Origin of the sequence: Pseudofulvibacter geojedonensis (assembly GCF_042675745.1) — a bacterium.
Lineage (GTDB): Bacteria > Bacteroidota > Bacteroidia > Flavobacteriales > Flavobacteriaceae > Pseudofulvibacter > Pseudofulvibacter geojedonensis.
Genome location: NZ_JBHTJM010000009.1, coordinates 432,754 through 457,500, shown reverse-complemented (window position 1 = coordinate 457,500; position 24,747 = coordinate 432,754). Strand labels below are relative to the sequence as shown.

20 protein-coding genes are annotated in these 24,747 nt (G+C 28.7%); 14 read left to right on the top strand and 6 right to left on the bottom strand.

The genetic code is table 11. The features are described from left to right. Window positions 1–17: 17 nt before the first annotated feature. From ACFQ1O_RS11660 to ACFQ1O_RS11650, 3 genes are all read left to right on the top strand, one after another. Complete coding sequence (locus ACFQ1O_RS11660) at window positions 18–2,468, top strand: alpha/beta hydrolase family protein (RefSeq protein WP_377716198.1); 2,451 nt, start codon at window positions 18–20, stop codon at window positions 2,466–2,468. Between the two features lie 77 nt (window positions 2,469–2,545). Continuing rightward, on the top strand, window positions 2,546–3,244 hold the full coding sequence (locus ACFQ1O_RS11655; RefSeq protein ID WP_377716197.1) for a DUF2490 domain-containing protein: 699 nt from the start codon (window positions 2,546–2,548) through the stop codon (window positions 3,242–3,244). Between the two features lie 128 nt (window positions 3,245–3,372). Further along, entirely contained in the window at window positions 3,373–4,260 is an 888-nt protein-coding gene (locus tag ACFQ1O_RS11650) for an AraC family transcriptional regulator (RefSeq protein ID WP_377716196.1), read from the top strand. A 60-nt stretch (window positions 4,261–4,320) separates the two neighbouring features. Here the strand turns inward: ACFQ1O_RS11650 and ACFQ1O_RS11645 are convergent, their stop codons facing one another. Both ACFQ1O_RS11645 and ACFQ1O_RS11640 read right to left on the bottom strand, forming a co-directional pair. Then, window positions 4,321–5,640, bottom strand: a complete 1,320-nt coding sequence (locus tag ACFQ1O_RS11645; protein WP_377716195.1) for a serine hydrolase domain-containing protein — start codon at window positions 5,638–5,640, stop codon at window positions 4,321–4,323. A 66-nt stretch (window positions 5,641–5,706) separates the two neighbouring features. Further along, entirely contained in the window at window positions 5,707–6,648 is a 942-nt protein-coding gene (locus ACFQ1O_RS11640) for an SPFH domain-containing protein (protein WP_377716194.1), read from the bottom strand. Between the two features lie 77 nt (window positions 6,649–6,725). Here ACFQ1O_RS11640 and ACFQ1O_RS11635 point away from each other — a divergent pair, with 77 nt between their 5' ends. Beyond that, window positions 6,726–7,415, top strand: coding sequence for an outer membrane beta-barrel protein (locus ACFQ1O_RS11635; protein ID WP_377716193.1), 690 nt, complete (start codon window positions 6,726–6,728; stop codon window positions 7,413–7,415). A gap of 68 nt (window positions 7,416–7,483) precedes the next feature. Here ACFQ1O_RS11635 and gltX read toward each other — a convergent pair whose 3' ends face one another. Then, a complete protein-coding gene (gltX, locus tag ACFQ1O_RS11630; RefSeq protein ID WP_377716192.1) occupies window positions 7,484–8,980 on the bottom strand; it encodes a glutamate--tRNA ligase in 1,497 nt (498 codons plus the stop codon). A gap of 100 nt (window positions 8,981–9,080) precedes the next feature. Between gltX and ACFQ1O_RS11625 the strand changes: the two genes are divergently transcribed. The 7 genes from ACFQ1O_RS11625 to ACFQ1O_RS11595 all read left to right on the top strand — a co-directional run bounded on the left by ACFQ1O_RS11625 (window position 9,081) and on the right by ACFQ1O_RS11595 (window position 17,914). Beyond that, window positions 9,081–9,377: a hypothetical protein gene (locus ACFQ1O_RS11625; protein WP_377716191.1), complete on the top strand. Its 297-nt coding sequence runs from the start codon at window positions 9,081–9,083 to the stop codon at window positions 9,375–9,377. A gap of 718 nt (window positions 9,378–10,095) precedes the next feature. Beyond that, a complete protein-coding gene (locus ACFQ1O_RS11620; RefSeq protein WP_377716190.1) occupies window positions 10,096–13,437 on the top strand; it encodes a DUF4175 family protein in 3,342 nt (1,113 codons plus the stop codon). Beyond that, on the top strand, window positions 13,424–13,849 hold the full coding sequence (gene ybeY / locus ACFQ1O_RS11615; protein ID WP_377716189.1) for an rRNA maturation RNase YbeY: 426 nt from the start codon (window positions 13,424–13,426) through the stop codon (window positions 13,847–13,849). The genes ACFQ1O_RS11620 and ybeY overlap by 14 nt, the downstream gene beginning before the upstream one ends. A 45-nt stretch (window positions 13,850–13,894) precedes the next feature. Then, complete coding sequence (gene mnmG / locus ACFQ1O_RS11610; RefSeq protein WP_377716188.1) at window positions 13,895–15,766, top strand: tRNA uridine-5-carboxymethylaminomethyl(34) synthesis enzyme MnmG; 1,872 nt, start codon at window positions 13,895–13,897, stop codon at window positions 15,764–15,766. 30 nt (window positions 15,767–15,796) lie between these two features. Continuing rightward, a complete protein-coding gene (locus tag ACFQ1O_RS11605; protein WP_377716187.1) occupies window positions 15,797–16,270 on the top strand; it encodes a hypothetical protein in 474 nt (157 codons plus the stop codon). A 3-nt stretch (window positions 16,271–16,273) separates the two neighbouring features. Continuing rightward, window positions 16,274–17,134, top strand: coding sequence for a class I SAM-dependent methyltransferase (locus ACFQ1O_RS11600; protein WP_377716186.1), 861 nt, complete (start codon window positions 16,274–16,276; stop codon window positions 17,132–17,134). A gap of 264 nt (window positions 17,135–17,398) precedes the next feature. Continuing rightward, complete coding sequence (locus ACFQ1O_RS11595) at window positions 17,399–17,914, top strand: OmpH family outer membrane protein (RefSeq protein WP_377716185.1); 516 nt, start codon at window positions 17,399–17,401, stop codon at window positions 17,912–17,914. Window positions 17,915–17,994: 80 nt separating this feature from the next. Here the strand turns inward: ACFQ1O_RS11595 and ACFQ1O_RS11590 are convergent, their stop codons facing one another. Further along, window positions 17,995–18,399 (bottom strand): DUF6438 domain-containing protein, encoded by a 405-nt coding sequence (locus tag ACFQ1O_RS11590; RefSeq protein WP_377716184.1) that lies wholly within the window; start codon window positions 18,397–18,399, stop codon window positions 17,995–17,997. A gap of 63 nt (window positions 18,400–18,462) precedes the next feature. Then, complete coding sequence (locus ACFQ1O_RS11585; RefSeq protein WP_377716183.1) at window positions 18,463–19,476, bottom strand: hypothetical protein; 1,014 nt, start codon at window positions 19,474–19,476, stop codon at window positions 18,463–18,465. A gap of 175 nt (window positions 19,477–19,651) precedes the next feature. Between ACFQ1O_RS11585 and ACFQ1O_RS11580 the strand changes: the two genes are divergently transcribed. From ACFQ1O_RS11580 to ACFQ1O_RS11570, 3 genes are read left to right on the top strand one after another with little or no spacing between them, the layout of a single operon-like run. Then, window positions 19,652–20,164 carry an RNA polymerase sigma factor gene (locus tag ACFQ1O_RS11580; RefSeq protein WP_377716182.1) on the top strand — a complete coding sequence of 171 codons (513 nt, stop codon included), beginning with the start codon at window positions 19,652–19,654 and terminating at the stop codon, window positions 20,162–20,164. Between the two features lie 59 nt (window positions 20,165–20,223). Continuing rightward, window positions 20,224–21,132, top strand: coding sequence for a FecR family protein (locus ACFQ1O_RS11575; RefSeq protein ID WP_377716181.1), 909 nt, complete (start codon window positions 20,224–20,226; stop codon window positions 21,130–21,132). Beyond that, window positions 21,132–23,513, top strand: coding sequence for a TonB-dependent receptor plug domain-containing protein (locus ACFQ1O_RS11570; protein ID WP_377716180.1), 2,382 nt, complete (start codon window positions 21,132–21,134; stop codon window positions 23,511–23,513). The genes ACFQ1O_RS11575 and ACFQ1O_RS11570 overlap by 1 nt, the downstream gene beginning before the upstream one ends. On the opposite strand, the gene ACFQ1O_RS11565 is transcribed toward ACFQ1O_RS11570, so the two are convergent. Further along, window positions 23,510–24,652, bottom strand: coding sequence for a DNA polymerase III subunit (locus tag ACFQ1O_RS11565; RefSeq protein ID WP_377716179.1), 1,143 nt, complete (start codon window positions 24,650–24,652; stop codon window positions 23,510–23,512). The genes ACFQ1O_RS11570 and ACFQ1O_RS11565 overlap by 4 nt on opposite strands. Window positions 24,653–24,747 lie beyond the last annotated feature (95 nt).

Sequence of the window (24,747 nt, the reverse complement as noted above, 5' to 3'; positions counted from 1 at the left end):
ACACATAGTAAATCATCATGACAAAAACATTTAAAGATGCTAAACTCATTACTTTAGGTTTAGTATTAATGCAAAGTTTTATAGGCTTTTCTCAAACCAACGATGAGTCTAAAAAATGGCAAAAACCAGATGAAGACATTTTAAAAATTATTCATGCTCCTAAGTTGCCACAATCATCTATTTCCCCTACCGGAACACATATGCTATTGTCAGATCCTATTATCTATCCAGATTTAGCAGAATTAGGATCTACAATGCATAAATTAGCTGGTTTAAGGGTTAATCCTCAAAATAATTATACTCATGGAAGACATGGAGGAGTTAACCCAAGAATCCTTAGCATAAAGCAAAAAACTACTGAAAAGATTAACTTACCAGAGGGAGCTGAATTATTAAGTACTTCTTGGACCACTAATGGTAAAAAAGCTGCTTTATCTGTCGGTTTTGAAGATAGAATAGAGCTTTGGTTATATAATATAGATGGGGCTCTTAAAAAAGTTGAAAATGTAACCATTAATCCTTTACTAGGATCTGGTGTTTCTTGGTTACCAGATCAAGAAAATCTTTTAATTAGAAAAATACCTAATAGAGGTGCAGCTCCTACAGAATCTAAAATGCCTACTGGGCCTATAATTTTACAAGATAAAGGGGCCAAAGCAAGATCTACTTACGAATCTAGAAATTTACTAAAGACGAATTATGACGATGAATTATTCTCTTATTACACTATTTCAGAGTTAGTAGTTTATAGTCCTAAAACCAATCAACTAACCACTATTGGTCAACCAGATTATTATAATACCGTTAGTTATTCTCCTGATGGAAATTATATTTTAGTTAGTAAACTTAAAGGACCTTGGCCACATGATGTGGCGTATTGGCGATTTGCTAAAGATATTGAGGTTTGGGATAAAAACGGAAAGTTTATAACCAATATAGCTTCTCTACCTGTTGCTAATCAAGTACCTGTGCATGGCGTAGCTAAAGGACCAAGAACTGTAATGTGGTGCCCAATAAAAGACAATACATTATACTGGGTTGAAGCGCTAGACGAAGGTAATCCAGTAAAGGAAGCCTCTTTTAGGGATAAAATAGTAAGATTACAGGCTCCATTTTCTGATAAACCAGAAGAAGTATATAAGGCTAAAAATAGAATTTTATACAACCAAGTATTATGGGGAGAAGAAAACGGTGTAGCTATGATTTTTGAAAGAAAACGTAAAGAAAGAAAACGTTACATTTCTTTATTAGATGTTAATACCAAAAAAGCCAAATTATGGTTTGAATTTAATGAAAGTGACACCTATAACAATCCTGGTTTCCCAATATTTAAAAACAACGATAAAGGTAAATATGTATTTAAAACTAGAAACAATGCTATTTATTTTAGAGGAGAAGGTGGTTCTAAAAAAGGAAATAGACCTTTCTTAGATTTAAGAAATATTAAGACTGGTAAATCAGAACGTATTTTTAGATGTGATCCTGAAAAATATGAATTCTTTACTGGGTTTACAGATAACAATAATGAGTTTATATTTAGATCTGAATCTTCTAGTAGTGTACCTAATTATTACTTAGCAAAAATTGGTAAAAAGAAAAAAGCAATCAAAGGAGAACCTGAAAGAGCTTTAACTATTAAACCTATTACTAATTTTAAAGATCCTAGTCCGGAATTAAGAAAAATAACTAAACGCATTGTTACTTATAAACGCAAAGATGGTGTACCTCTTAGTTTTCAGTTATTATTACCTCCAGGTTATAAAGAAGGAACTAAATTACCTACTGTAGTATATGCTTATCCTAGAGAATATTCTGGAGCTAAAACTGCTGGACAAGTTAGAGGTTCTTCTAAACGTTTTATGAGAGTTTATGGAGCTTCTCATCTTTACTTTTTATTAAAAGGTTATGCCATATTAGACCAAACGGCAATGCCTATGATTGGTGACCCAGAAACTGTTTACGATACTTTTGTTGAACAATTAGTAGATGATGCTGAAGCTGCTGTTAATAAAGCTATAGAAATAGGAATAGCAGATCCAGACAGAATAGGTATTATTGGTCATAGCCATGGAGGATTAATGGTAGCAAACTTATTAGCTCATACCGATTTATTTGCTGCTGGTATAGCTAGAAGTGGCTCGTACAATAAAACCAACCAACCATTTGGTTTCCAAAGTGAGAGAAGATCTCTTTTTGAAGCTAGAGAAGCATACATAAACCTATCTCCTACATTTTTTGCAGACAAAGTAAATGAGCCTATTTTAATTATTCATGGTGATGATGATGCTAATCCAGGAACTTTAACAGCGCAATCAGAAGTATTTTATGAAGCTGTACGAGGCTCTGGAGGTAATGCAAGACTAGTTTTATTACCATTTGAAGATCATGGCTATAGGGCCAAAGAATCTATAGAACATGTTGTTTGGGAACAAATAAAATGGTTTGATAAATACCTTAAAAATAAATAAAAATTAAAGCCCGAAATAGTAAATTTCGGGCTTTAATTTTTTACTAAAATAATATCTTTGCCAAAAAAAATCATTTCATGAAAAAAATCACTTTAATTATTGTTTTAGGAGTTTTCTTTTTAGCTCCACAAACTACCAAAGCTCAGTTAGATGACAACAAGCTAGGAGCTTGGTATATGTATTTTTTCGATACTACTTTTAAAGAAGGACCATGGGGAGTTCAAGGAGATGTTCAATATCGTAATTGGAATGTTGGAGGTGACTTAGAGCAATTATTATTACGTGGAGGACTTACTTATAAACCTAAAAATTTTAATGGTAAATTTACTCTTGGATATGGTCATATAACAACTGGAGAATTTGGAGATGGTAATGACACTACTACAGAGAGTAGAATCTACCAAGAAGCCTTATTACCTCATAAATTTGGAGGTCGTTTTTTTGCCAAACATCGTTTTAGATACGAACAACGTTTTGTAGAAGATCAAGATTTTAGAACTCGATACCGATATAATTTATTTTTAAACATTCCTTTAAACAATAAAGAAATCATTGAAAAAACTATTTACTTAGCTTTATATAATGAGTTATTTATAAATGGTCAACGAGATATAGGAGATGGTAAACGTGTAGAAGTTTTTGATAGAAATAGATTTTATGTTGCTTTTGGTTATGCACTTAAAAAGAAATTAAAAGTACAATTAGGTATAATGAGACAGTCTACCAATAGTTGGGATAAAAATCAATTACAAGTTAGTTTACATCATACTTTTTAATCGCAGAACGATAGCCAAGGTTTAGTTATTAATAGCTATCCTAGATATTACTCAAATTAATTTGCTTTGATGCAATTACATTTAACCCTGAAACAAAATAGTTTCAGGGTTTTTCTTTAAATTGAACTATGAATATAACTTACTCTTATATTAAACGAGTTAATGATGTTTTTACTTATATAGATAATCATCTCGAAAATGATTTATCATTAAATGATCTATCAAGAATTGCTCATTTTTCTCCCTATCATTTTCATAGAATATTTAAGGTTATTGCTCATGAACCTTTACAAGTATATATTAATAGGAAACGTATAGAAAAAGCTGCAGGTTTATTATTTAGAAATCAAAATTTATCTATTTCAGAAATTTATTTACAATGTGGTTTTGCTAGTGCAGCTGCTTTTAATAAAGTATTTAAAAAATTCTATGCAGTAAGTCCTTCAGAATTCAGAAAAAAAAATCCGAATAAGTATAGCAAGATTGGACAAGTAAATAATAATAAGGAACAATATCTTCGTAACCTAGAACAATTAATACGCTGGAGAGATATGAATTCTACTATAGAAATAAAACAAGTTTCTGAACTACATTTTGCAACCTTAACTGTTATTGGTTCGCAAAATTTACAAACAGCTTTTCCTAAACTTATGGGGTGGGCTGGACCTAAAGGTTTATTAGCTAATCCTAATTTTAAAATGGGAACTATTTTCTACGATAGTTTTAAAGTAACACCTGCTGATAAAGTACGAATGAAGGCTTGTTTATTAGTAGACAATCCTATTGAGTCTGAAAACGATATTGAAGTTATTAGTTTAGCTCCTCAAAAATGTATTGTAGGTAGTTTTGAAATTGGTATAGAAGAATTTGAAAAAACTTGGACCAGCTTATTTATGTGGATGAATGTAAACGAACATAAAATAGCTGATAAACAACCCTTTGAAATCTATCACAATAACTTTAACGATCACCCAGAAAAAAAATGCAGAGTAGATATGTATATTCCTATTCAATAAAAAAATCCCAATGCTATTCATACATTAGGATTTTATTTGATAGTTACTTTATTAAATAACTTACTCCTTTTTCATATCAAAACTATTACCCATCTGAGTAAAGCTTAACATCTTTTCATTAGGATTAAATATAAATTTAATTCCTGCTGCATCGAATTTGAATTTATGCAATTCTACTGGTGTTAAAGGAAAAGCCCCTTGACCTGTTGCTTGCGCCATTAAAACATCTCCTTTTACAAATATTTTTATCTTTAATGGAAACGATTCTGTACTATACAATCCTTCGTATTGAGTTATATTTTCTGGTAAATAATTTGTTTCTGGTTCTAAACTAGATATAATGTAATTATCATTAAAATAATTAGCTAAAATAGCTATTGCTAAATCTTTATTATCAACACCTACAGCATTGCTACATATAGTAAAACTTAAATTTTCTTCTGGTAAATATCCAGTCATAGAAGTAAAAGCTTCTATACCTCCTGTATGACCATATAACCATTTATTACCATAAGGATAGCTAAATAAACCTAGACCAAAATCATTGGTCATAGTTTTCATTTCTTCTAAACTAGCCTGATTAATTATATTGTTGGTAAATAATCCATCCATAAAAATATTAACATCAGTTGCCGTAGCAACTAACGATCCTGCACCTATAGCATTCTCCATTTTCCAACCCGGAGCTTTTATCCACTTTTTACCCTCTTTAGTAAATGAGAAAGCTTCATTATCTTCTGGTTTAGTTTCTACTTCATGATAGGTATTTTTTAACTTTAACTTAGCTAATACTTTACTATAAAGTACTTCTTTAAAAGGTTTATCATAAATCTTTTCTAGTATATAAGCTAATAAAACATAATTGGTATTAGAGTATTCGTTTTTTTCTCCTGGTTCAAAAACAGTTCCGTTTTCTTTAAACTTTGTAAGTAATTCCTTCTTAGTTACTCCATCTAAAATCCAACTCATAAAATCATCTTTACTAGTATAATTAAACAATCCGCTAGAGTGATTTAGCAGTTGTTTAATTGTAATTTTATCGGCATTAGGAAGTTCAGGATAATACTTTTCTAATTTTGTATTTAAAGATAATTTACCTTCTTCTACAGCCTTTAGTATTAAGACTGAAGTATAGGTTTTAGAAATAGAACCTATTTTGTATTTAGTAGTAGCATTAGATTTTATTTGATTATTTACATCTACAAATCCATATGATTTTTGGTAAACTTCTTTTCCGTCTTTAAAAACAGAAACACTAGCCATTCCTTTATCTAGTTCGGCTACTCTATCAAAAATTGAATCTAATTTCTTTGTATTAATTTCTTGAGCTGTTAATAAGCAGAAACTACTTATTAAAAATATAAATATGATTTTTTTCATGATGATTAGTTATTTAAAAAATCCCGATGCTATTCACATCGGGATCTAAATATTATTCAATAGTTTTTAAGCTAGATCTGCTCCTTTATTACCTTTGGTTTTGTTATTCTTTTTCATTGCCTCTCCAATTTGATTACTAGCTGTAAAACTAGCTACCATATCATTTAACATCTGGCTTCCTGCTTGAGGTGAATTTGGTAATAAAATTAAGTTACTATTAGTTTCTCCTCCTATAGATTGTAAAGTATCATAATGCTGTGTAACAACTATTAAAGCAGATGCTTCTTGAGAATTAATACCCACATTATTTAATACATCTACAGACTCCTCTAATCCGCGAGCAATTTCTCTACGCTGATCTGCAATACCCTGACCTTGTAAACGCTTGCTTTCTGCTTCTGCTTTTGCTTTCTCTACAATTAAAATACGTTGCGCATCTCCTTCGTATTGAGCGGCAACTTTTTCACGTTCAGCAGCATTAATGCGGTTCATTGCTTCTTTTACCTGAGCATCTGGATCAATATCGGTAACTAATGTTTTAATAATATCGTAACCATATTCCATCATGGCATCATTTAATTCTGACTTAACTGCAATGGCAATATCATCTTTACGTAAGAAAACATCATCTAATTTCATTTTAGGTACCTCTGCACGTACAACATCAAATACATAAGAAGTAATCTGATCGTGTGGATAATCTAACTTATAAAAAGCTTCATATACCTTATCTTTTATTACTTTATACTGTACAGATACTTTTAAACGTACAAATACATCATCTTTTGTCTTTGTTTCTACAATTACGTCTAATTGCTGAATTTTTAAACTTAAACGTCCTGCAATTCTATCTACTAAAGGAATCTTTAAATGTAAACCTGATTGACGAATACTATGAAACTTACCAAAACGTTCTATAACAGCTGCCGTTTGTTGTTTAACAATGAAAAAGGATGCAATCAGTAAGATTAATCCGAAAAAAAGAATTGGAATCAATAAAATACCCATAATTACGTTAGTATAAATGTTAATAATAGTTTAGTTATGCATAATATGTATACATTTGCGCCCTAAAGTTACAACTTATGAAGAATATTTTAATCTACACACTACTTTGTTTTCTATTATTAAGTTCATTTAATACTCATGCTCAGAGAAGAGGAGGACAAGGAAAACACAATATGTTTGGACTTAAATTAGGTGCTACTTTATTTGATATTAAAACAGATAATTTTATTACCACCCCAAGTTATGGATTTATTGGTGGATTAGCCACAAGAGGAGATTTTTATAACAATTGGGATATACAATTAGGTATGAATATTTCTAACAATAAAATAAAAATTCAAGGTAGAGAAAATGCTACAGCTAATGCAGAAGATATTGATTTTGGTTTGTTAAATGCTCAAATACAAGTGCTTTTTGGTTATAAGCTAATTGGTAATAACCGTAATTATAAATCTAACTTTAAGTTAACTGCAGAAATAGGTCCTGTTTTAATGGTTAACAGTAAAATGAAGTTAGAAAAAGATAGTTATGAAAGCTATTTAATAGATAAAGCTAATTTAACTGCAGAAGATATAGTAGATATTAACGGAATTAATGCCAATGGCTTAGTTGGACTTTCTATTGGAGCAGAAAAAGTAAGAGCCTTTGTTCATTATCAATATGGTTTTAATAATATTCTTAATAAACTAAACGATGTAGAAGGTAATACCGAAGATTTTAAAGGAAATGTGAGTATGTTCCAGTTTGGAGCTTTATTCTATTTCTAAAGAATATATACATAAATAAAAAGCCTCTTATAGATTATAAGAGGCTTTTTATTTATTATCAATTAATACTATTTATTTAAAATAGCTTGTAATCTATTTACACTTTCTTCTTTACCTAATAGACTCATTATTTCAAAAACATCAGGTCCTTTCATGGCTCCTACCAAACTTAAACGCAATGGTTGCATAACCTTACCAAAACCTATCTCTTTACTAGTAATCCATCCTTTAATAGTGTCTTGTAAATTGTCAGCTGAAAAATCCTCTATTCCATTTACAATTTCTATCAACTCATTTAATAAAACTGGTGTGTCCTCTTTAATAGCCTTTTTTAATGCTTTAGCATCATACTCTGTTGGAGCTTCAAAAAAGAACGAAGATAAATCCCATAAATCTGTAGTAAAAACAGCTCTTTCTTTTATTAAAGAAACTACTTTGGTAATGTATTCTTTATTAGCAGTAAGCTCTGGATGACGAGCTATAAAATCTTTAGCAATAGTTTCATCGTCTTGTTTTACAAAATATTGCTGATTGAACCATTTTGCTTTTTCTGGATCGAATTTTGCTCCGGCTTTATTAACTCTTTGCAAATCGAAAGCTTCTACTAATTCTTCTAAAGAAAATAACTCTTGCTCTGTACCAGGATTCCATCCTAAGAAAGCTAAAAAGTTAGTCACCGCTTCTGGTAAATACCCATCTTCTCTAAATCCACTAGCTATACCATCTTCTGTTTTCCATTCTAACGGGAAAACAGGAAAACCTCCTTTATCACCATCACGCTTACTTAATTTTCCTTTACCTGTTGGTTTTAATATCAATGGTAAATGAGCAAATTTTGGTGCTTTCCATTCAAAAGCTCTGTATAATAATTCGTGTAATGCTAAAGATGGTAACCATTCTTCTCCTCTAATTACATGTGTAATTTCCATTAAATGATCGTCTAGAATATTAGCTAAATGATAGGTTGGCATTCCATCACTTTTAAATAAAATTTTATCATCTAATACATTGGTATCAATCTTAATCTCACCACGTATTTCATCATTCAATACTAAGATTTCATCCTGTGGAGATTTAAAACGAACTACATACTTATCTCCTCTTGCTATTCTTTGCTCTACTTCTGTAGCATCTAATACTAAAGAATTATCAAGTTTTAATCGGTTGTGCCAATTGTAGATAAATGTTTTTCCTTTTGCTTCATGATCTTTACGGTGAGTATCTAAACTTTCAGCCGAATCAAAAGCATAGTAGGCTTTTCCTTCTTCAATTAGTCTATCAGCATATTCTTTATATAAATGTTTGCGTTCACTTTGGCGGTAAGGACCAAAATTTCCTTCTTTACCAGGACCTTCCTCATAAGGAAAACCACACCACTCTAAAGCATCTTTTATATATTGTTCTGCTCCTTTTACATATCTATTTTGGTCGGTATCTTCTATACGTAATACAAAAGTACCTCCATGTTTTTTAGCAAATAAATAATTAAATAATGCAGTACGAACACCACCTATATGTAATGGTCCGGTCGGACTCGGCGCAAAACGAACTCTAACTGTAGACATATTCTAAATTTTAAAGCTGCAAAGATAGTGTAAGATTTATGATTTTATATTTAGGTTTTTAGATTTTTGGTGTTCAACTAAAAAATACTATATTTAAGTAATGCTGAATTCTAACTATTTTTCTAAACGTGCATTTTCTTTAACCATAAAAGTTTTTCATTTATGGTTAGAACAACAATATAATATTAGTTGTAGTAACGATGTAGTTTTCACTCAACAAGTACATTTTTATAACTCCTATATAAAGTATATCAATTACAGAGAAAAATACATTCAGGATAGAAAGAAAAAAGCAAAAGAAAAACTTAACAATCAATCTATTATTCTTCATAAAATTGAAAATGAATTATTGAATGATATTAATGTTATTTCCTATACTTCATTTACTAGTAAATAAAATCCTAAGCTTATTTTTTAATTGAATTCTTAATCTTATTAATTATAAAGTAACCTGTTTTTATTTTTTTAATAAAAACTTACTTCTTCATTATTCTCTTATAAATTATTTTTAATCTTTAATTATTATATATAACTATTACCGGTTCTTAATTTTAGAAATTCACTATTAAATTCTTCTAAGTTTAATAAATTGTTAACTAAAAGCTAAGTAACTGATAACTAAGGGTTAATTTTATTTCCTTAATGTTAATAAGTTTACAATTATTTCTAAGAAGTATTTTTTGTTTATTCAATAAAAATTACAATCCAATTCGTAATCTAAATAAACATCATTTTTAACTAATAGTTTTTCACTTTTTTTAAGCGGGTTTTAAACAGTTATTAACAGCTATTTCTATAAAAAGTTTTCTACAATTTTATGTGTATTACAGTTATTAACAATATGTTTAATAAAATCTATTTTCTATTGTTTTTTAATGGTTTAACTTGTTTATAACCCTGTAAATAATGTTGAATATTTTTAATAAAACAGAATTACAAATCTTTTTAAGTAAAGTTATGTTAACTATTAACAAGCCATTATAATCATCATTATTTATTTAAATTTTTAAAAAGAAAAAAAGAATATATATATATGTTGAAAAGTGTTAAGAGTATTGAAAAGTAAATTAGTAATAGATAATTTATTGTAATTTAGTAGTAAATAGATAAGTTAGGTGAATTCTTATAGTTTAATAGAACAAAAAATACAAGATTTTATAAAAAAGTATTATACCAGTAGGTTGGTAAAAGGAGTAATTCTTTTTCTAGCAATAGGTTTGTTATATTTTATTGCCACTCTCTTATTCGAATATTTTTTATGGTTATCACCTATTTATCGCTCTATTTTATTAGGCTTATTTATAGCTGTTGAGTTAGGATTGGTTTATTATTTTATTGGTATTCCATTATTCAAACTTACGGGTTTACAAAAAAGAATTTCTAAAGATGAAGCTTCTAAAATTATAGGAAATCATTTTCCTGAAGTATCCGATAAATTAACCAACTTATTACAATTAAAAAAAGATAGCCAAGCTTCAGAATTATTAGAAGCTAGTATTAATCAGAAAGCTAAAATTTTACAAACTATACCTTTTAAATTAGCAGTTAATTTAAGTTCTAATAAAAAGTATATTAAGTACTTAGCATTACCATTACTTATCTTTTTGTTATTTCAAATAACAGGAAATCTGAATATTATAGGCGATAGTTATACAAGGGTAATGAATCCAACAGTTGCTTATACTCCTCCTGCTCCTTTTCATTTCATTATTAAGAATGATGATTTGAGAGCAATAGAAAATATACCTTTTATTTTACAAGTAAGTACAAAAGGAAAAGTTGCTCCATCAGATGTAAAAATTCATTTTAAAAATGAAAGTTATTATTTAAAACCTGTTGGAATTAACAATTTTGAGTACGAATTTTCTAATTTAAATGAACCTCTACAATTTACATTAGAAGCCAATGATTTATCTTCACCAGAATATACTATTCATACAATATCGGTACCTAGTATAACTAATTTTTCTATGGAATTAAATTACCCTGCTTATGTAGGTAAGAAAAACCAAGTGATTAGTAATACTGGAAATGCAATAGTACCAGAAGGAACAATTATAAATTGGATATTAAATACTAAAACAACAGATGCTATACAGTTTAAAACAAAAGACACTGTTTTTAATTTAATAAAAGTTAATTCTAAATTTAGTTTTAATCATAAAGTTTTTAGTGATTTAGATTATGAATTATCTACCCATAATAATGAAATCCCTAATTACGAACAGTTAGCATATTCAATAGATGTTGTTAAAGATGAATACCCTGAAATTCAAGTTCAATCTAAAGCAGATAGCTTAGACAACCAAACAATTTATTTTCTAGGTAAAATATCTGATGATTATGGATTAAAAAAACTACAACTTATTTATAATCAAGTAGATAGTAATTTAAAACAAAGCGTAAACTTACCTATTAACAAAGGTAATTTTGATCAGTTTTCATATGTTTTTCCTAATAATTTAAACTTAGAACAAGGAAAAGCTTATGAATATTATTTTGAAGTAACAGATAATGATGTTTTACATGGTTATAAGAAATCAAAAAGTCAGTTATTTACCTATCAAAAATTAACAGATTCTGAATTAGAAAGTCAACAACTAGAAAATCAACAAGAAACAATAGATAATTTAAATAAGTCTTTAGATAAGCTAGAGAAACAAGAAAAGTCCTTAGAAGAACTGAATCAATTAAATAAAGAAAAAAATAAGTTGAATTGGAATGATAAAAACAAAATGAAACAGTTTTTAAAGCGTCAAGAACAACAAGAACAATTGATGAAGAAATTTAACAAGGATTTACAAAATAACTTAGACAATTTTCAAAAAGAAAACCAACAATCAGATCCTTTTAAAGAAGAACTTCAAAAAAGGTTAGAGCAAAATGAAAAGGAACTAGAAAAGAAAGAAAAACTGTTAGACGAGTTAAAAAAGCTTCAGGATAAAATTCAGCAAGAAGAATTATCTAAAAAATTAGATAAGTTATCGAAACAAAATAAAAACGATCAAAAGTCTTTAGAACAAATAGTAGAGCTAACTAAGCGTTATTACATATCTAAGAAGTTTGAAAAAGTAGCTAAAGACTTAGAAAAATTAGCTAAAGAACAAAATAGTTTATCTGAAAAGAATGCTGAAGAAAATTCTAAAGAAAAGCAAGAAGAGCTAAATAAACAATTTTCAGAGCTTCAAAAAGATTTAGAAGATTTAAAAAAAGAAAATGAAGAGCTTAAACAGCCAATGAAATTAGAAGATAACAAAGAGCTTCAAAAAGAAATTAACAATGAGCAGCAAAGCGCTTCTGATAATTTAGAAAAGAAAAAAACAGAAAAAGCTAAAAAGAATCAAAAGAATTCAGCTCAAAAAATGCAAGAAATGAGCATGAACATGCAACAACAAATGCAATCTTCATCAGATCAACAGCAAGAAGAAGATATACATATGTTGCGTCAGATTTTAGACAATTTAATTCATTATTCTTTTGATCAAGAAAACCTTTTAGAAGTATTTAAAGACATTAATACAAGTAGTTTAGACTTTCCTAATAAATTAAAAAAGCAGTATATTTTAAAAGAAAATTTCCAACATATTGATGATAGTTTATTTGCTTTATCCTTAAGACAACCTAAAATAGCTGAGGTTATTACAAAAGAAATTACAGACGTACATTTTAATATTGATAAATCTTTAGAAAGATTTGCAGATTTAAAAATTTATTTAGGTAGATCGAATCAACAATATGCTTTAACTGCTGCTAATAATTTAGCCAATTTGCTAAGTGATATATTAAATCAGATGCAAGAGCAAATGAATATGCCCGGTTTGGGTCAGTGTGATAAACCAGGAGGCAAAGGCTTTCAATTATCAGATATCATTCAAGAACAAGAATCTCTTATGCAACAAATGAAGAAAGAAAAGAATGGTGAAAAAGAAGGTGATAATAAAGGAGAAGGAAAACCTGGAGAAAAAGGTAATCCTAAAAACGAACAAGGACAAAAACCTGGAGATAAGCCAGGAGGCCAACAAGGAACAGGAAATGACGGAGAAGAAAATTCCGAATTATTATTCGAAATTTACAAGAAACAACAAGATCTAAAAAATCAGTTATCAGATATTTTAAAGCAAAATGGTTTGGAAGGAAAAATGAATAATCTTCTAGACAAAATGGATAAAATTCAAGATGACTTATTAGAAAAAGGATTTAGTGATGATGTGGTAAAACAAATGCAGCAGTTAAAGCATGAACTTTTAAATTTAGACAAAGCTGCATTAGAACAGGGAGAAGAAAATAAAAGAGAAGCCAATACCAATAAGCAACAATTTTATAACAATACACAACTATCTATACCACAAATAGAACAATATTTTAAAGAAGTTGAAATATTAAACAGACAAGTCTTACCTTTGCAACCGGTTTATAAAAAGAAGGTTAAAGAATATTTCAATAATGCAACAGATTAATTTTCATTATGAGAATGATTTTTCTTTAGAAAATGAATCTCAATTTACAGAATGGATTAAAGAAGTTATAACTTCCGAAGATAAGAAATTATCTGAAATTAATTATATATTTTGTGATGATGAATACCTGCATAAAATAAACCTTGAATTTTTGAATCACGATACCTATACAGATATTATTACATTTGATAACTGCGTAGGAAATAATATACAATCTGATATTTTTATTTCTACAGAAAGAGTTGCTGATAATGCTTTAGAATTCAATGTTTCTTTTATGGAAGAATTAAAAAGAGTTATGGCTCACGGTATACTGCACTTATGTGGTTATAAAGATAAGACAGATCAAGAAGCACAACTAATGCGTGCTAAGGAAAATGAAAAAATTAATATGTTCCACGTGGAACAGTAATTCTTATACGTTCCACGTGGAACATTTTATGTTATAATAGATACTATGTTTGCAAGTGAATATGATGTTATAGTAGTAGGTGGTGGTCACGCCGGTTCTGAAGCTGCGGCTGCAGCGGCAAATATGGGTGCTTCTACCCTATTAGTAACTATGAACCTACAAAACATTGCACAAATGTCTTGTAATCCAGCTATGGGAGGTATAGCTAAAGGACAAATTATAAGAGAAATTGATGCACTAGGTGGTTATTCGGGTATCGTTACCGATAAAACTGCTATACAATTTAAAATGCTTAATAAGAGTAAAGGGCCTGCTATGTGGAGCCCAAGAGCTCAATCAGATAGAATGCGCTTTGCAGAGGAATGGAGATTAATGTTAGAAGCAACTCCTAATCTTGATTTTTACCAAGAGATGATTTCTGGTTTGTTAATTGAGAATAATTCTATTGCTGGAGTTAAAACTTCATTAGGAATTGAAATTAAAGGTAAAACAGTAGTCCTAACTAATGGTACTTTCCTTAATGGTTTGATACATATAGGTGACAAGCAATTTGGTGGTGGTAGAGCTGGGGAATCTGCTTCAAAAGGAATTACAGAAGAATTAGTAGAATTAGGTTTTGAATCTGGTAGAATGAAAACCGGTACTCCTCCACGTGTTGATGGTAGAAGTCTAGATTTTTCTAAAATGATTATTCAACCAGGTGATGAACATCCTGAAAAGTTTTCGTATTCTGATGAAACACAAGTTTTGAAAGAACAGAGACCTTGTCATATGTCTTATACAAGTCCTCTTGTTCATGATTTACTAAAAGAAGGTTTTGACAGATCTCCAATGTTTAATGGTAGAATTAAAAGTTTAGGACCGCGTTATTGTCCTTCTATAGAAGATAAAATAAATCGTTTTGCAGATAAAGATAGACATCAACTATTTGTAGAACCAGAAGGATGGAATACTTGTGAATATTATATCAATGGTTTTTCTACTTCTCTACCAGAAGATGTTCAGTTTAAAGCGTTGCGATCTGTAGTTGGTTTCGAAAATGTTAAGTTCTTTAGACCGGGTTATGCAATTGAGTATGATTACTTCCCTCCTACTCAGTTAACCCATACTTTAGAAACTAAGTTAGTATCAGGTTTATTTTTTGCTGGTCAAATTAATGGAACAACTGGTTATGAAGAAGCTGCTTCTCAAGGAATGATGGCTGGTATAAATGCAGCTTTAAAAGTTCAAGAAAAGGAGGCTTTTATATTAAATAGAGATGAAGCTTATATAGGTGTTTTAATAGACGATTTAATAACGAAAGGTACAGAAGAGCCCTATAGAATGTTTACTTCTCGTGCAGAATATAGAACCTTATTAAGACAAGATAATGCAGATTTTAGGTTAACACCTAAAGGTTATGATTTAGGAATTGCTTCTGAAAAGAGAATGAAACGAATGGAAGAAAAGCAAACTAAATCTCAAAATTTTGTAAACTTCTTTAAGGAAACTAGTGTTAAACCAGATGAAATTAATGATGTATTAGAAGCTAAAGGATCTACTAAAGTTAAACAACAAGATAAAATGTTTAAGTTATTTGCCAGACCTCAAATAGATTTGAATGATATGCGTAAAGTTGCTTCTGTAGAAAAGTATATTCAAGACCATAATTTAGATAATGAAATATTAGAGCAAACAGAAATTCAAGTAAAGTATGCAGGCTATATTGCTAAAGAAAAAGTAAATGCAGATAAATTACATCGATTAGAGCATGTAAAAATACCTGCTAATTTTGATTATACTAAATTAAAATCTCTATCAACCGAAGCAAAAATTAAATTAGCTGAAATACAACCAAGAACCATTAGTCAGGCTTCAAGAATATCTGGAGTTTCACCTAGTGATATTTCTGTTTTATTGGTATTTTTAGGACGTTAAAAATAAATTGTTCCACGTGGAACGTTTTATATGAATAGTATAAAATTTAAACAATTTAAAAATCCAAAATCTAATTATTTAGGTATTGGATTTATTTTATTTGGTATAGTAGCTTCTATAGAAAATTTAATAATTGGACTTACTGTTTTCTTATTGGGTATTATTTTTTTAGGACTAAATTTTGAAATAGAAATTTTTAAGAATTTCAAAAATAGATTAAATGTAAATCTATTTAATATTAAAATATTTTCTTTTAAAAAGGAAATACTATACCCCGATTATATATCTTTATTCGGTCAATCTTATAGTCATTCAAACGATTTTAGTACAGTTTCATCTTTAGGATCATCATCATCATTTGATTTTTATGTTATCCGTTTTTTTGATGAAAATAATAGAAATGAAATTGTTTTTAAATCTAAGAATAGTGATGAAGTTTTAATTAAAGGATCTGAATTATCTATTTTACTAGATGTAGAATTAGTTAATAAAATAGAAGAATAAAAATTGAAAAATTTAACTGTTAAAGATCATTCTGTTTCTAAAGAATTATTTGAATTAGTTTATAATTCAGAATTAGATATGTTGGTTACTACTCCACAACCAAAATCAGATCAATTAGCTTCTTATTATGAAACAGAAGATTATATTTCTCATACAGATACGAAACGTAATTTTTTTGAAAAAGTTTATCATTGGGTTCGCTCCTACTCTCTTAATAAAAAATTGAGTTTAGTAAATTCACAATTAGAAAAAGAAACAATTAATAGTACTAAAAAAGCTAGCTTGTTAGATGTTGGTTGTGGTACAGGAGATTTTCTTTCTACTTGTTTAAAAGATGGGTGGAATGTTACAGGTATAGAACCAAACCAATCTGCTAGAACTATTGCAAACTCAAAAACAAAAAATAAAGTTTTTGATATAGATAAATTAAAAGATTTTGAAAAGCATAGTTTTGATGTAATTACTCTTTGGCATGTTTTAGAACACTTACCAAATTTAGAAGAACATATTTCATTATTTAAATCTCTATTAAAAGAAAATGGTGTTTTAATAATTGCTGTTCCTAATTTTAAAAGTTTCGATGCTAATTACTATCAAGAGTTTTGGGCAGCATATGATGTACCTAGACACTTATGGCATTTTTCTAAAAAATCTATTCAGTTGCTTTTTTCTAAAATTGATATGAATTTAAAAAAATCGCTTCCAATGAAATTCGATTCGTATTATGTTTCCATGTTAAGTGAAAAATATAAAACAGGGAAAATGAATTATCTTAAAGCTTTTTATATTGGTTTGTCATCAAATTTTAAAGCACTAAGCTCAAAAGAGTACTCTTCTTTAATTTATGTAATTAAAAATAGTTAAAATCGATTTTAAAGCTGTTTTAAGAGAGTTTTATATAAAAGATATCTATTTGTATTACTATTTTATTTTAATCTTTTAAAAAATACTAATTTATTGTATATAATTATTTATTTTATTTATAATTACATTTTGTAATAATAAATTATATTTATAATGGTAAAATTATAATATTTTCACTCATAATAGAGTATTTATAAATTTTAGATTTTAGTACTTTCGCCAACAATACAAACAGATAAATTTTCAATTTTAAAATATACTACAATGAAAAAATTAGTTTTAGTTGCCTTAGGTTCTATTTTGTTTTTTTCTTGCCAACAAGAAAAAACTGCTTTCGTAGATAACGAAAAATTAATAGAAGAATCTCAGGAGAAAAAAGATTTAGAAGCTCAATACAATACTAAGATTGAATCTTTTGGTAAAAAGAAAGATAGTGTAGGTAAAGCATTTCAAATAGAGGTTCAAGAATTTCAAGCTAAAGCTGATAAATTAGCCAAGGCTAAAGCACAAGAAATGTATCAATCTTTAGGACAGAAACAACAATTTTTGCAACAACAGCTTCAAATGGAAGAACAAGGTATTTCTAAAAATTTTCAAACAAAAATAGATTCTTTGTTATCTAAAGTAGATTCTTCAATAGAAGATTATGGAAAGGCAAATGGCTATAGCTATATATTTGGAAAAAATAAAGCAGGAAGTGTTTTATATGGTTCTGATAAAAATGATATAACAGAAGCTGTAATAGAAAAATTAAATAAAGAATACTCTGATAATAAATAATAAGATTTTTTATATTATTATTTATAAAAAGCTCGCTAATTATTTTAGCGAGCTTTTTAGTTGTACAGTTTACTATATTATTATTTAATTGAGCTAACTATTTTTTCAGTTATTAATTTTAAGTTTTTTAATTCTTTATGATTTGCATGATAAGTTTTATTAGCAGACTCATATTTAATAGTTATAGAAGGAATATCTCTTCCTTTAATTAATGGTATATCTTTAGATAATTCATTCAATGTATTTTTAATTTCCGATAATTCTTTAAGACTTATTTTTCCTTTATAATTACCATTTAAATGGGTATTTAAAACCCCATTATATATAAAAGTTCCATCAGAATAAAAATGTAAATCTGAAACTTCACAGTTTTTAAGACAAGGATTTTTAGATATGCTTATTAAAGAATTTTTTGGAGATAATTGTTGGTTGCTTTTGCATGAGAAAATCAATAAGCTAAATGCTATAATTATATATATTTTCATAATAAGAATTTATATTATAATCATTCAGAACATATACTATTCTGAATGATTATTTTAGGTTAATTAATGGCCACACTTTTTATGAGGATTACCAATTCTGTTGGCTTGTTTCCAGCTTCCTGGAGCAGGTAATGTAAATCCTCCTCTACTCGATTTAGAATTTAAATTGCCTCTAATAAAATTGCGTATTGAAACCAATTCTGAATGGTTATAAAATAACTGAATTTTTTGTTCTGCTTTACTAGATCCGTTAGCACCACTATTTCTGGTAACAAATACTGCAAATATTTCGGCTATATCTTCACCAGGGTTTGTAGAAGCATATTGTGTTAAAAATCGATCTTGATAAGTGTTATAAAAATTCTGCATAGCATTCTGACCACCATTTTTTGCTTCTTGATATTGACTCCAAATATCTGCCCAAAAATTTTGATAAGTTTTATTGATGTATGCATCGCTATTTGCACAACCTTCACCTGGATAATAATTGCTACAATTTTCTCTAGAAATACTAGCGTTTAATTGGTCATTATTTAAGGTTAAAATATGTCCAAATTCATGAATGATAGTATAAGCCAATTCTCCATTAGTATTAAAACCTCCTTGGTAAGCATAATCTATAGCTATTCCCATTTTCCATTTAGAAAGATCAGAATTAGTTTCTATAACAAAACCAGCAGTACCATTAGCCTGACCAGAATAAATTAAAAATTCATTCATTTTAGATAAATAGTTGGTAGGAACAATTTTTTTTATCAATTCCCATATTTCATTGTGTTTAGAAGTATCTTGTTGGTAAGATAAATTTTGTCCGCTTACTTGATAGTCTTTAATTTTAGTTATAGAACTACCAGAAACTTTATATAAAGTTATTTCTCCATCATTTCCTATTTCTTGGCTTCCTCCAGTTTCATTTCCTCCGTTATTAGAAGAACTATCATTTCCGTTCTGACCTCCATTATTATTTTCTACTAATCCACTTTGGTTGTTAGTGTTAAAATCATCAGAGTCATCATTGCTACAAGCTGCTAGTATAATAAGTAATGCTAACAGCAATATTCTTTTAAGGGGCTTCATAAATATCTATTTTAATGTTAATATGTTATAAAACAGTTGTTTATTAAAATACCCTACTTGTTTTATAGATTTATAGAATAATAGCTTTTATGGTGTTTGTATAATTTATTATTGATTTAGCTAGAAATTCCTTAGATTTAACACATCTAAATTAGGTAGCCCAATTTTAATTTTAATGGAGAAGAATAATTCAGTTTGTGAACAACATATTTTTGAGCAAGTATTTAATACTTACTCTAAAGGTATTCGTAACTTCATTTATTACAAATGTGGTGATCCAGACCAAGCAGATGATTTAGCTCAAGATGCTTTTGTTAAGCTGTGGAATAATTGTACAAAAGTACCTTTTGAAAAAGCAAAATCTTTTTTATTTACAGTAGCCAACAATGCTTTTTTAAATGATGTGGCACATCAAAAGGTAAAATTAAAACATCAGAAAGCATTAGTAAATGATACAGATTATGAAAACCCTGAGTTTAAATATAGAGAAAAAGAGTTTCAGGAAGAATTAAATAATGCCATTGCTAATTTATCAGAAAAACAAAGAGAAGTTTTTCTATTAAATAGAATAGAAAAAAAGAAGTATAGAGAAATAGCAGAAATGTTAGATATATCTGTAAAGGCAGTTGAAAAAAGAATGCATGGTGCATTGAAAAGTTTACGAGAAGAGATTACTTTTTTTAAGTAAAAAGGTAGGGTATTTTAATAAACAACTGTTTTAGCTATACAATTTTAAGACAAAAAAACATGAAACAGCAATACGACGATACTTTTTTAGCTAGATGGGCTTCGGGTGAACTGACGACCAATGAATTGGCTGAATTTAAAGCATCTTCTGCTTATTCTGAATATAAAATGATTTTAGATGGAGTTGCCCATTTAGAAGCACCATCATATAATCAAGAAGCTAATTTTAAAGCTACTTTAGCTAAAATAGAAAGACAAAAAGAAAAGCAAGAAGTAAAGGTTAGACGTTTAATACCTAACTGGGCATATGCAGCAGCAGCTTGTTTAGTTTTGTTTTTAGGAGCTATGTTTATGTTTCAGGAAACAAGTTATAGTACTGATTTAGCACAACAAAATACAATAGAGTTACCAGATGGATCTATTGCACAATTAAATGCCGATTCAAAAATTACGCATAAAAAATACAATTGGGGAAGAAGTTTAGAGTTAGAAGGAGAAGCTTTTTTTAAAGTAAAAAAAGGATCTACCTTTTCTGTTACTACTAAAGAAGGTACAGTTACTGTTTTAGGAACAGAATTTACCGTAAACTCAAGAAATAAATTTTACCAAGTTATTTGTTATGAAGGAAAAGTACAAGTAATTGCAGGTAATGAGAAACAAGTTTTAACTCCTGGAAAGGCTTTTAATATCCAACAAAATAAAACAAATTTATTGAATATATCTGAGCAAAATCCTAGTTGGATTGCTCAGGAAAGTAGCTTTACTTCTATTGCTATTTTACAAGTAGTAGAAGAGCTAGAACGCCAATATGGTATTAGCATTAAAGGAAAAGAAAATCTTAAAAATGCTAAATTTACAGGTCGCTTTTCTCACTCTAATTTAAAACTTGCTTTAACAACAGTTTTTGATACTATGGAAATTCCTTATACCTTTGATGCTGACCAAAAGGTTAGTATTCAGAAGTATTAATGAAGAAAGTATTCATAATCTTTATATTATTTTTAAATTTTCCTCTTTTTGCACAAAATCAAAATTTAGTGTATCAAGAGGAATCTTTGGTTACAGTTATTAAAGATTTAGAAGAAAAATTTTCAGTTCGTTTTTCTTTTAATAGTGAAATATTAGAAGGAAAAACTTTTAATTTTTCTGGAGAAGCATCTTTAGATGATATATTAAACTTGCTTGAAAAACAGGTATTAATTAGTTCACAAAAAATAGATGAATCTAATATTATATTAAAGAAAGATGAATCTGCAATACTACTAACTCAAGCATTTAATCTGGATGAAGTTTTATTAAATGCAGAATATTTAACTGTTGGTTTTGATAAGAATGAAGACGACGGATCAATAAAAGTAAGCCCTAGTAAATTGGGGATTTTACCCGGATTAACAGAACCAGATGTACTACAGAGTTTGCAAATGCTACCTGGAATTTCGAGTCCTACAGAAACTGCTTCAGATATACATATACGAGGCGGGACACCAGATCAAAATTTAGTGCTGTGGGATGGTATAAAAATGTATCATCAAGGTCATTTCTTTGGTCAAATATCAGCTTTTAACCCATATATAACAGAAACAATCAATGTATTTAGATCTGGAACCAGTGCAAAATATGGAGATAGAATTTCTGGAGTTGTAGATATTCGTTCTTCTGAAGAACTACCTGATAGCCTCGAAGCTGGTATAGGAATTAATTTAGTTCATGCAGATGTATTCATAAAAGCTCCTTTAGTTAAAAATAAATTGAGTTTAACTACTTCTGCTAGACGTTCTTACTCAGATATACTTAATAGCATTACTTTTCAAAAAATGAGCAATAAAGTGTTTCAAAACACCAAAATAGATGGTGGCGGAACATTAACAGCAGATACAGAATTTGAAGAACTAAAAAATCGTTTTTATTTTACAGACTATAATTTAAAATTACTTTGGAAACCGAATGAGAAACACACACTTAGTTTTAGTAGTTTATGGGTAACTAATAAATTAGATTATAAATCTAAAACTACTTATACTTTTGAAGGGTCTGAACCTAGTGATTTAAACTCAGCAGATGATTTAGATCTTACTAATAATGGATTTAATTTTAAATGGGATGCAACATTATCAGATCATGTTAAGTTAAATACTACGGGTTATATTTCTAATTATACATCGGCTTATTTTTATGAAGATACTTTCGGACCAGATGATTTATATAAGTCTAATACCGCTAATGAAATTAAAGATAAAGGATTTACCATAGGTTTACAATATGCTCAAAATAAACATCATGTATTTCGTTTAGGATACGATATGAGTTCAAATGATATTATTTATCAGATAGATACAGACTATAATAATTCAAACCCATTTTTAGACAAAGATGACGATAAACTCAATTTACATTCTTTATTTACTGAGTATGTTTATTTACAAAATAAATGGACCTTTCAAGCTGGCTTAAGAGCAAGTAAAATCTCATCATTGAACAAAAGCTTAATAGAACCAAGACTTTATATTAATAGAAAATTAAATAATTTTTGGGATATAAAAGCATCTTATGAAACCAAAAATCAAACAATTAGCAAGGTTTTATCGACTAACCAAAACTATTTAGGACTTGGAAACAGTCTATGGGTATTAGCAGATAATGATAGACCAATAATGAATAGCAAACAATTTTCGATAGGGTTTTTATTTGAAGAGCAAGGTTGGAAATTAGATGTAGATGCATATTATAAAAAAACCAAAGGATTAACTGCTCTTAAAGAAATATTTAATACTGCAGGTGTTCAGCCAGATGATGATGCAGATAGTTTTAATAAAGGTAAAAGTGAATCTTTTGGAATAGATTTTTTAGTAAAAAAACAAGTGAAAGACTTTAGAACTTGGTTAAGTTATTCATTAAGTAAAACAAATTATTTTTTTGATGAAGTAAATAACGGAAAAGCTTATCTAGGTAATTTTGATCAGACACACGTATTATCATTATCTAATACTTATAAGTATAATAAGTTTCAGTTTTCATTAGGTTGGAGCATTTCAACAGGAAAGCCCTATACTAACCCAAAAGGAGTGAATCAAGACGCAAACCTAATAGACTACGATGAACAGAATGCGTTGAGATTAAAAACATATCATAAATTAGATGCAAGTGTTGTTTATGACTTTCTCTTCTCTAAAAAAAACAATGTTAAGGGTAGAATAGGTTTTTCTGTAATTAATATTTACGACAGAAAAAACGAGCTTGAAAAGACATTTAGATTAGATTCAAGTTCTAATAACAACTCAGTAAGAATTGTAGAACAAACTAATTTTGGTTTAGGCATTACCCCTAACCTAGTTTTTAGATTGAATTTTTAGGTAGTAGATGTATCTTTTTTATGAAGTAGCCTTGTTAATTGTATAGATAAATCGGTTAAAATAATTTTAGCATTACCATTTCGCTCAATATGATAAATAGCATTGTTTAAGGCTTCATTTATAGCTAGTATATTATTGCCATGAACAAAAGGAGCAAACTTTTGTAGAGAGAAGTTATTAGTCTGCGGTTCTAAATAAACTAAATTAGTAGCAGTATAGTTTTGTAGCAGTGCCTGTCTAAAAAAATTAATGCAGTAGTGTAGAAATTGCTTTTGTGTTTCTCTTCCTGTTTTAGCAATGGTTTCGCTCCATCCTATTAAATCGTTAATAACAGTTTTATTTCCTTTAGCTCTAAAAGCTGCCCTAACCCAAGTAATAAACCATTCTTCAAAAATTAAATCTTCAGAATCTTGGTTTATAAAATCAATTGCTTTGTTATAATTACCATTAGCTTGTTGAGCTATTTTAATAGCTTCTGTTTCGGTTAATTGATGTTGTTCTTGCAACGCTTTTTGAATAGCACTTTCTTGTAGAGCAGGAAAATGTAAAACTTGACAACGAGAACGAATGGTATTTATAATTAATTCTTCATTTTCTGTAATTAGTAAGAAAACAGTTTTTTCGGGCGGTTCTTCAATTAACTTAAGCAATTTATTAGCAGATGAATTGTTTAGCTTGTCTGCCATCCAAATTAGCATAATTTTATAACCACCTTCATACGATTTTAAAGAGAGTTTTTTAACAATATCTTGAGCTTCATCTACTCCTATTTGACCTTGCTTATTTTCTACACCTAATAATTTGTACCAGTCAAATAAATTACCGTAAGGTTGTTCTTTAATAAAAGTTCTCCAGTCATCTAAAAATAGATTACTTACAGGATGTTTTTTAACTTTATCATTAGTTGCAACTGGAAAGGCAAAATGTAAATCGGGATGAGATAAATGATCAAACTTTAAATGGCAAGCTTCATTATCTAGTCCGCAAAGTAAGTACCTTGCATAAGCAATTGCAGTAGCAAGAGTACCAGAACCTTCTGGACCAACAAATAATTGTGCATGAGGAATACGACCATTATCTGCACTTGTTTTTAAGTGCGATATTAGATGTTGTTGACCAATAATTTCTTCAAACCTCATAGAAGCAAATGTAGTGTTTTTTTAAGTTTTAAATAGTAGAATTATTAAGCCAAAACCTTTTATTTTAAAACCTTGATTTTTTCCTACCTTTGCCA

Coding starts and splice junctions, on each gene's coding strand:
- ACFQ1O_RS11605 (WP_377716187.1), top strand. CDS start 15,797: ATGAATAGTATAAAATTTAAACAATTTAAAAATCCAAAATCTAATTAT.
- ybeY (WP_377716189.1), top strand. CDS start 13,424: ATGCAACAGATTAATTTTCATTATGAGAATGATTTTTCTTTAGAAAAT.
- ACFQ1O_RS11655 (WP_377716197.1), top strand. CDS start 2,546: ATGAAAAAAATCACTTTAATTATTGTTTTAGGAGTTTTCTTTTTAGCT.
- ACFQ1O_RS11645 (WP_377716195.1), bottom strand. CDS start 5,640: ATGAAAAAAATCATATTTATATTTTTAATAAGTAGTTTCTGCTTATTA.
- ACFQ1O_RS11595 (WP_377716185.1), top strand. CDS start 17,399: ATGAAAAAATTAGTTTTAGTTGCCTTAGGTTCTATTTTGTTTTTTTCT.
- ACFQ1O_RS11565 (WP_377716179.1), bottom strand. CDS start 24,652: ATGAGGTTTGAAGAAATTATTGGTCAACAACATCTAATATCGCACTTA.
- ACFQ1O_RS11570 (WP_377716180.1), top strand. CDS start 21,132: ATGAAGAAAGTATTCATAATCTTTATATTATTTTTAAATTTTCCTCTT.
- ACFQ1O_RS11590 (WP_377716184.1), bottom strand. CDS start 18,399: ATGAAAATATATATAATTATAGCATTTAGCTTATTGATTTTCTCATGC.
- ACFQ1O_RS11660 (WP_377716198.1), top strand. CDS start 18: ATGACAAAAACATTTAAAGATGCTAAACTCATTACTTTAGGTTTAGTA.
- gltX (WP_377716192.1), bottom strand. CDS start 8,980: ATGTCTACAGTTAGAGTTCGTTTTGCGCCGAGTCCGACCGGACCATTA.
- ACFQ1O_RS11640 (WP_377716194.1), bottom strand. CDS start 6,648: ATGGGTATTTTATTGATTCCAATTCTTTTTTTCGGATTAATCTTACTG.
- ACFQ1O_RS11575 (WP_377716181.1), top strand. CDS start 20,224: ATGAAACAGCAATACGACGATACTTTTTTAGCTAGATGGGCTTCGGGT.
- ACFQ1O_RS11585 (WP_377716183.1), bottom strand. CDS start 19,476: ATGAAGCCCCTTAAAAGAATATTGCTGTTAGCATTACTTATTATACTA.
- ACFQ1O_RS11625 (WP_377716191.1), top strand. CDS start 9,081: ATGCTGAATTCTAACTATTTTTCTAAACGTGCATTTTCTTTAACCATA.
- ACFQ1O_RS11635 (WP_377716193.1), top strand. CDS start 6,726: ATGAAGAATATTTTAATCTACACACTACTTTGTTTTCTATTATTAAGT.
- ACFQ1O_RS11650 (WP_377716196.1), top strand. CDS start 3,373: ATGAATATAACTTACTCTTATATTAAACGAGTTAATGATGTTTTTACT.
- mnmG (WP_377716188.1), top strand. CDS start 13,895: ATGTTTGCAAGTGAATATGATGTTATAGTAGTAGGTGGTGGTCACGCC.
- ACFQ1O_RS11580 (WP_377716182.1), top strand. CDS start 19,652: ATGGAGAAGAATAATTCAGTTTGTGAACAACATATTTTTGAGCAAGTA.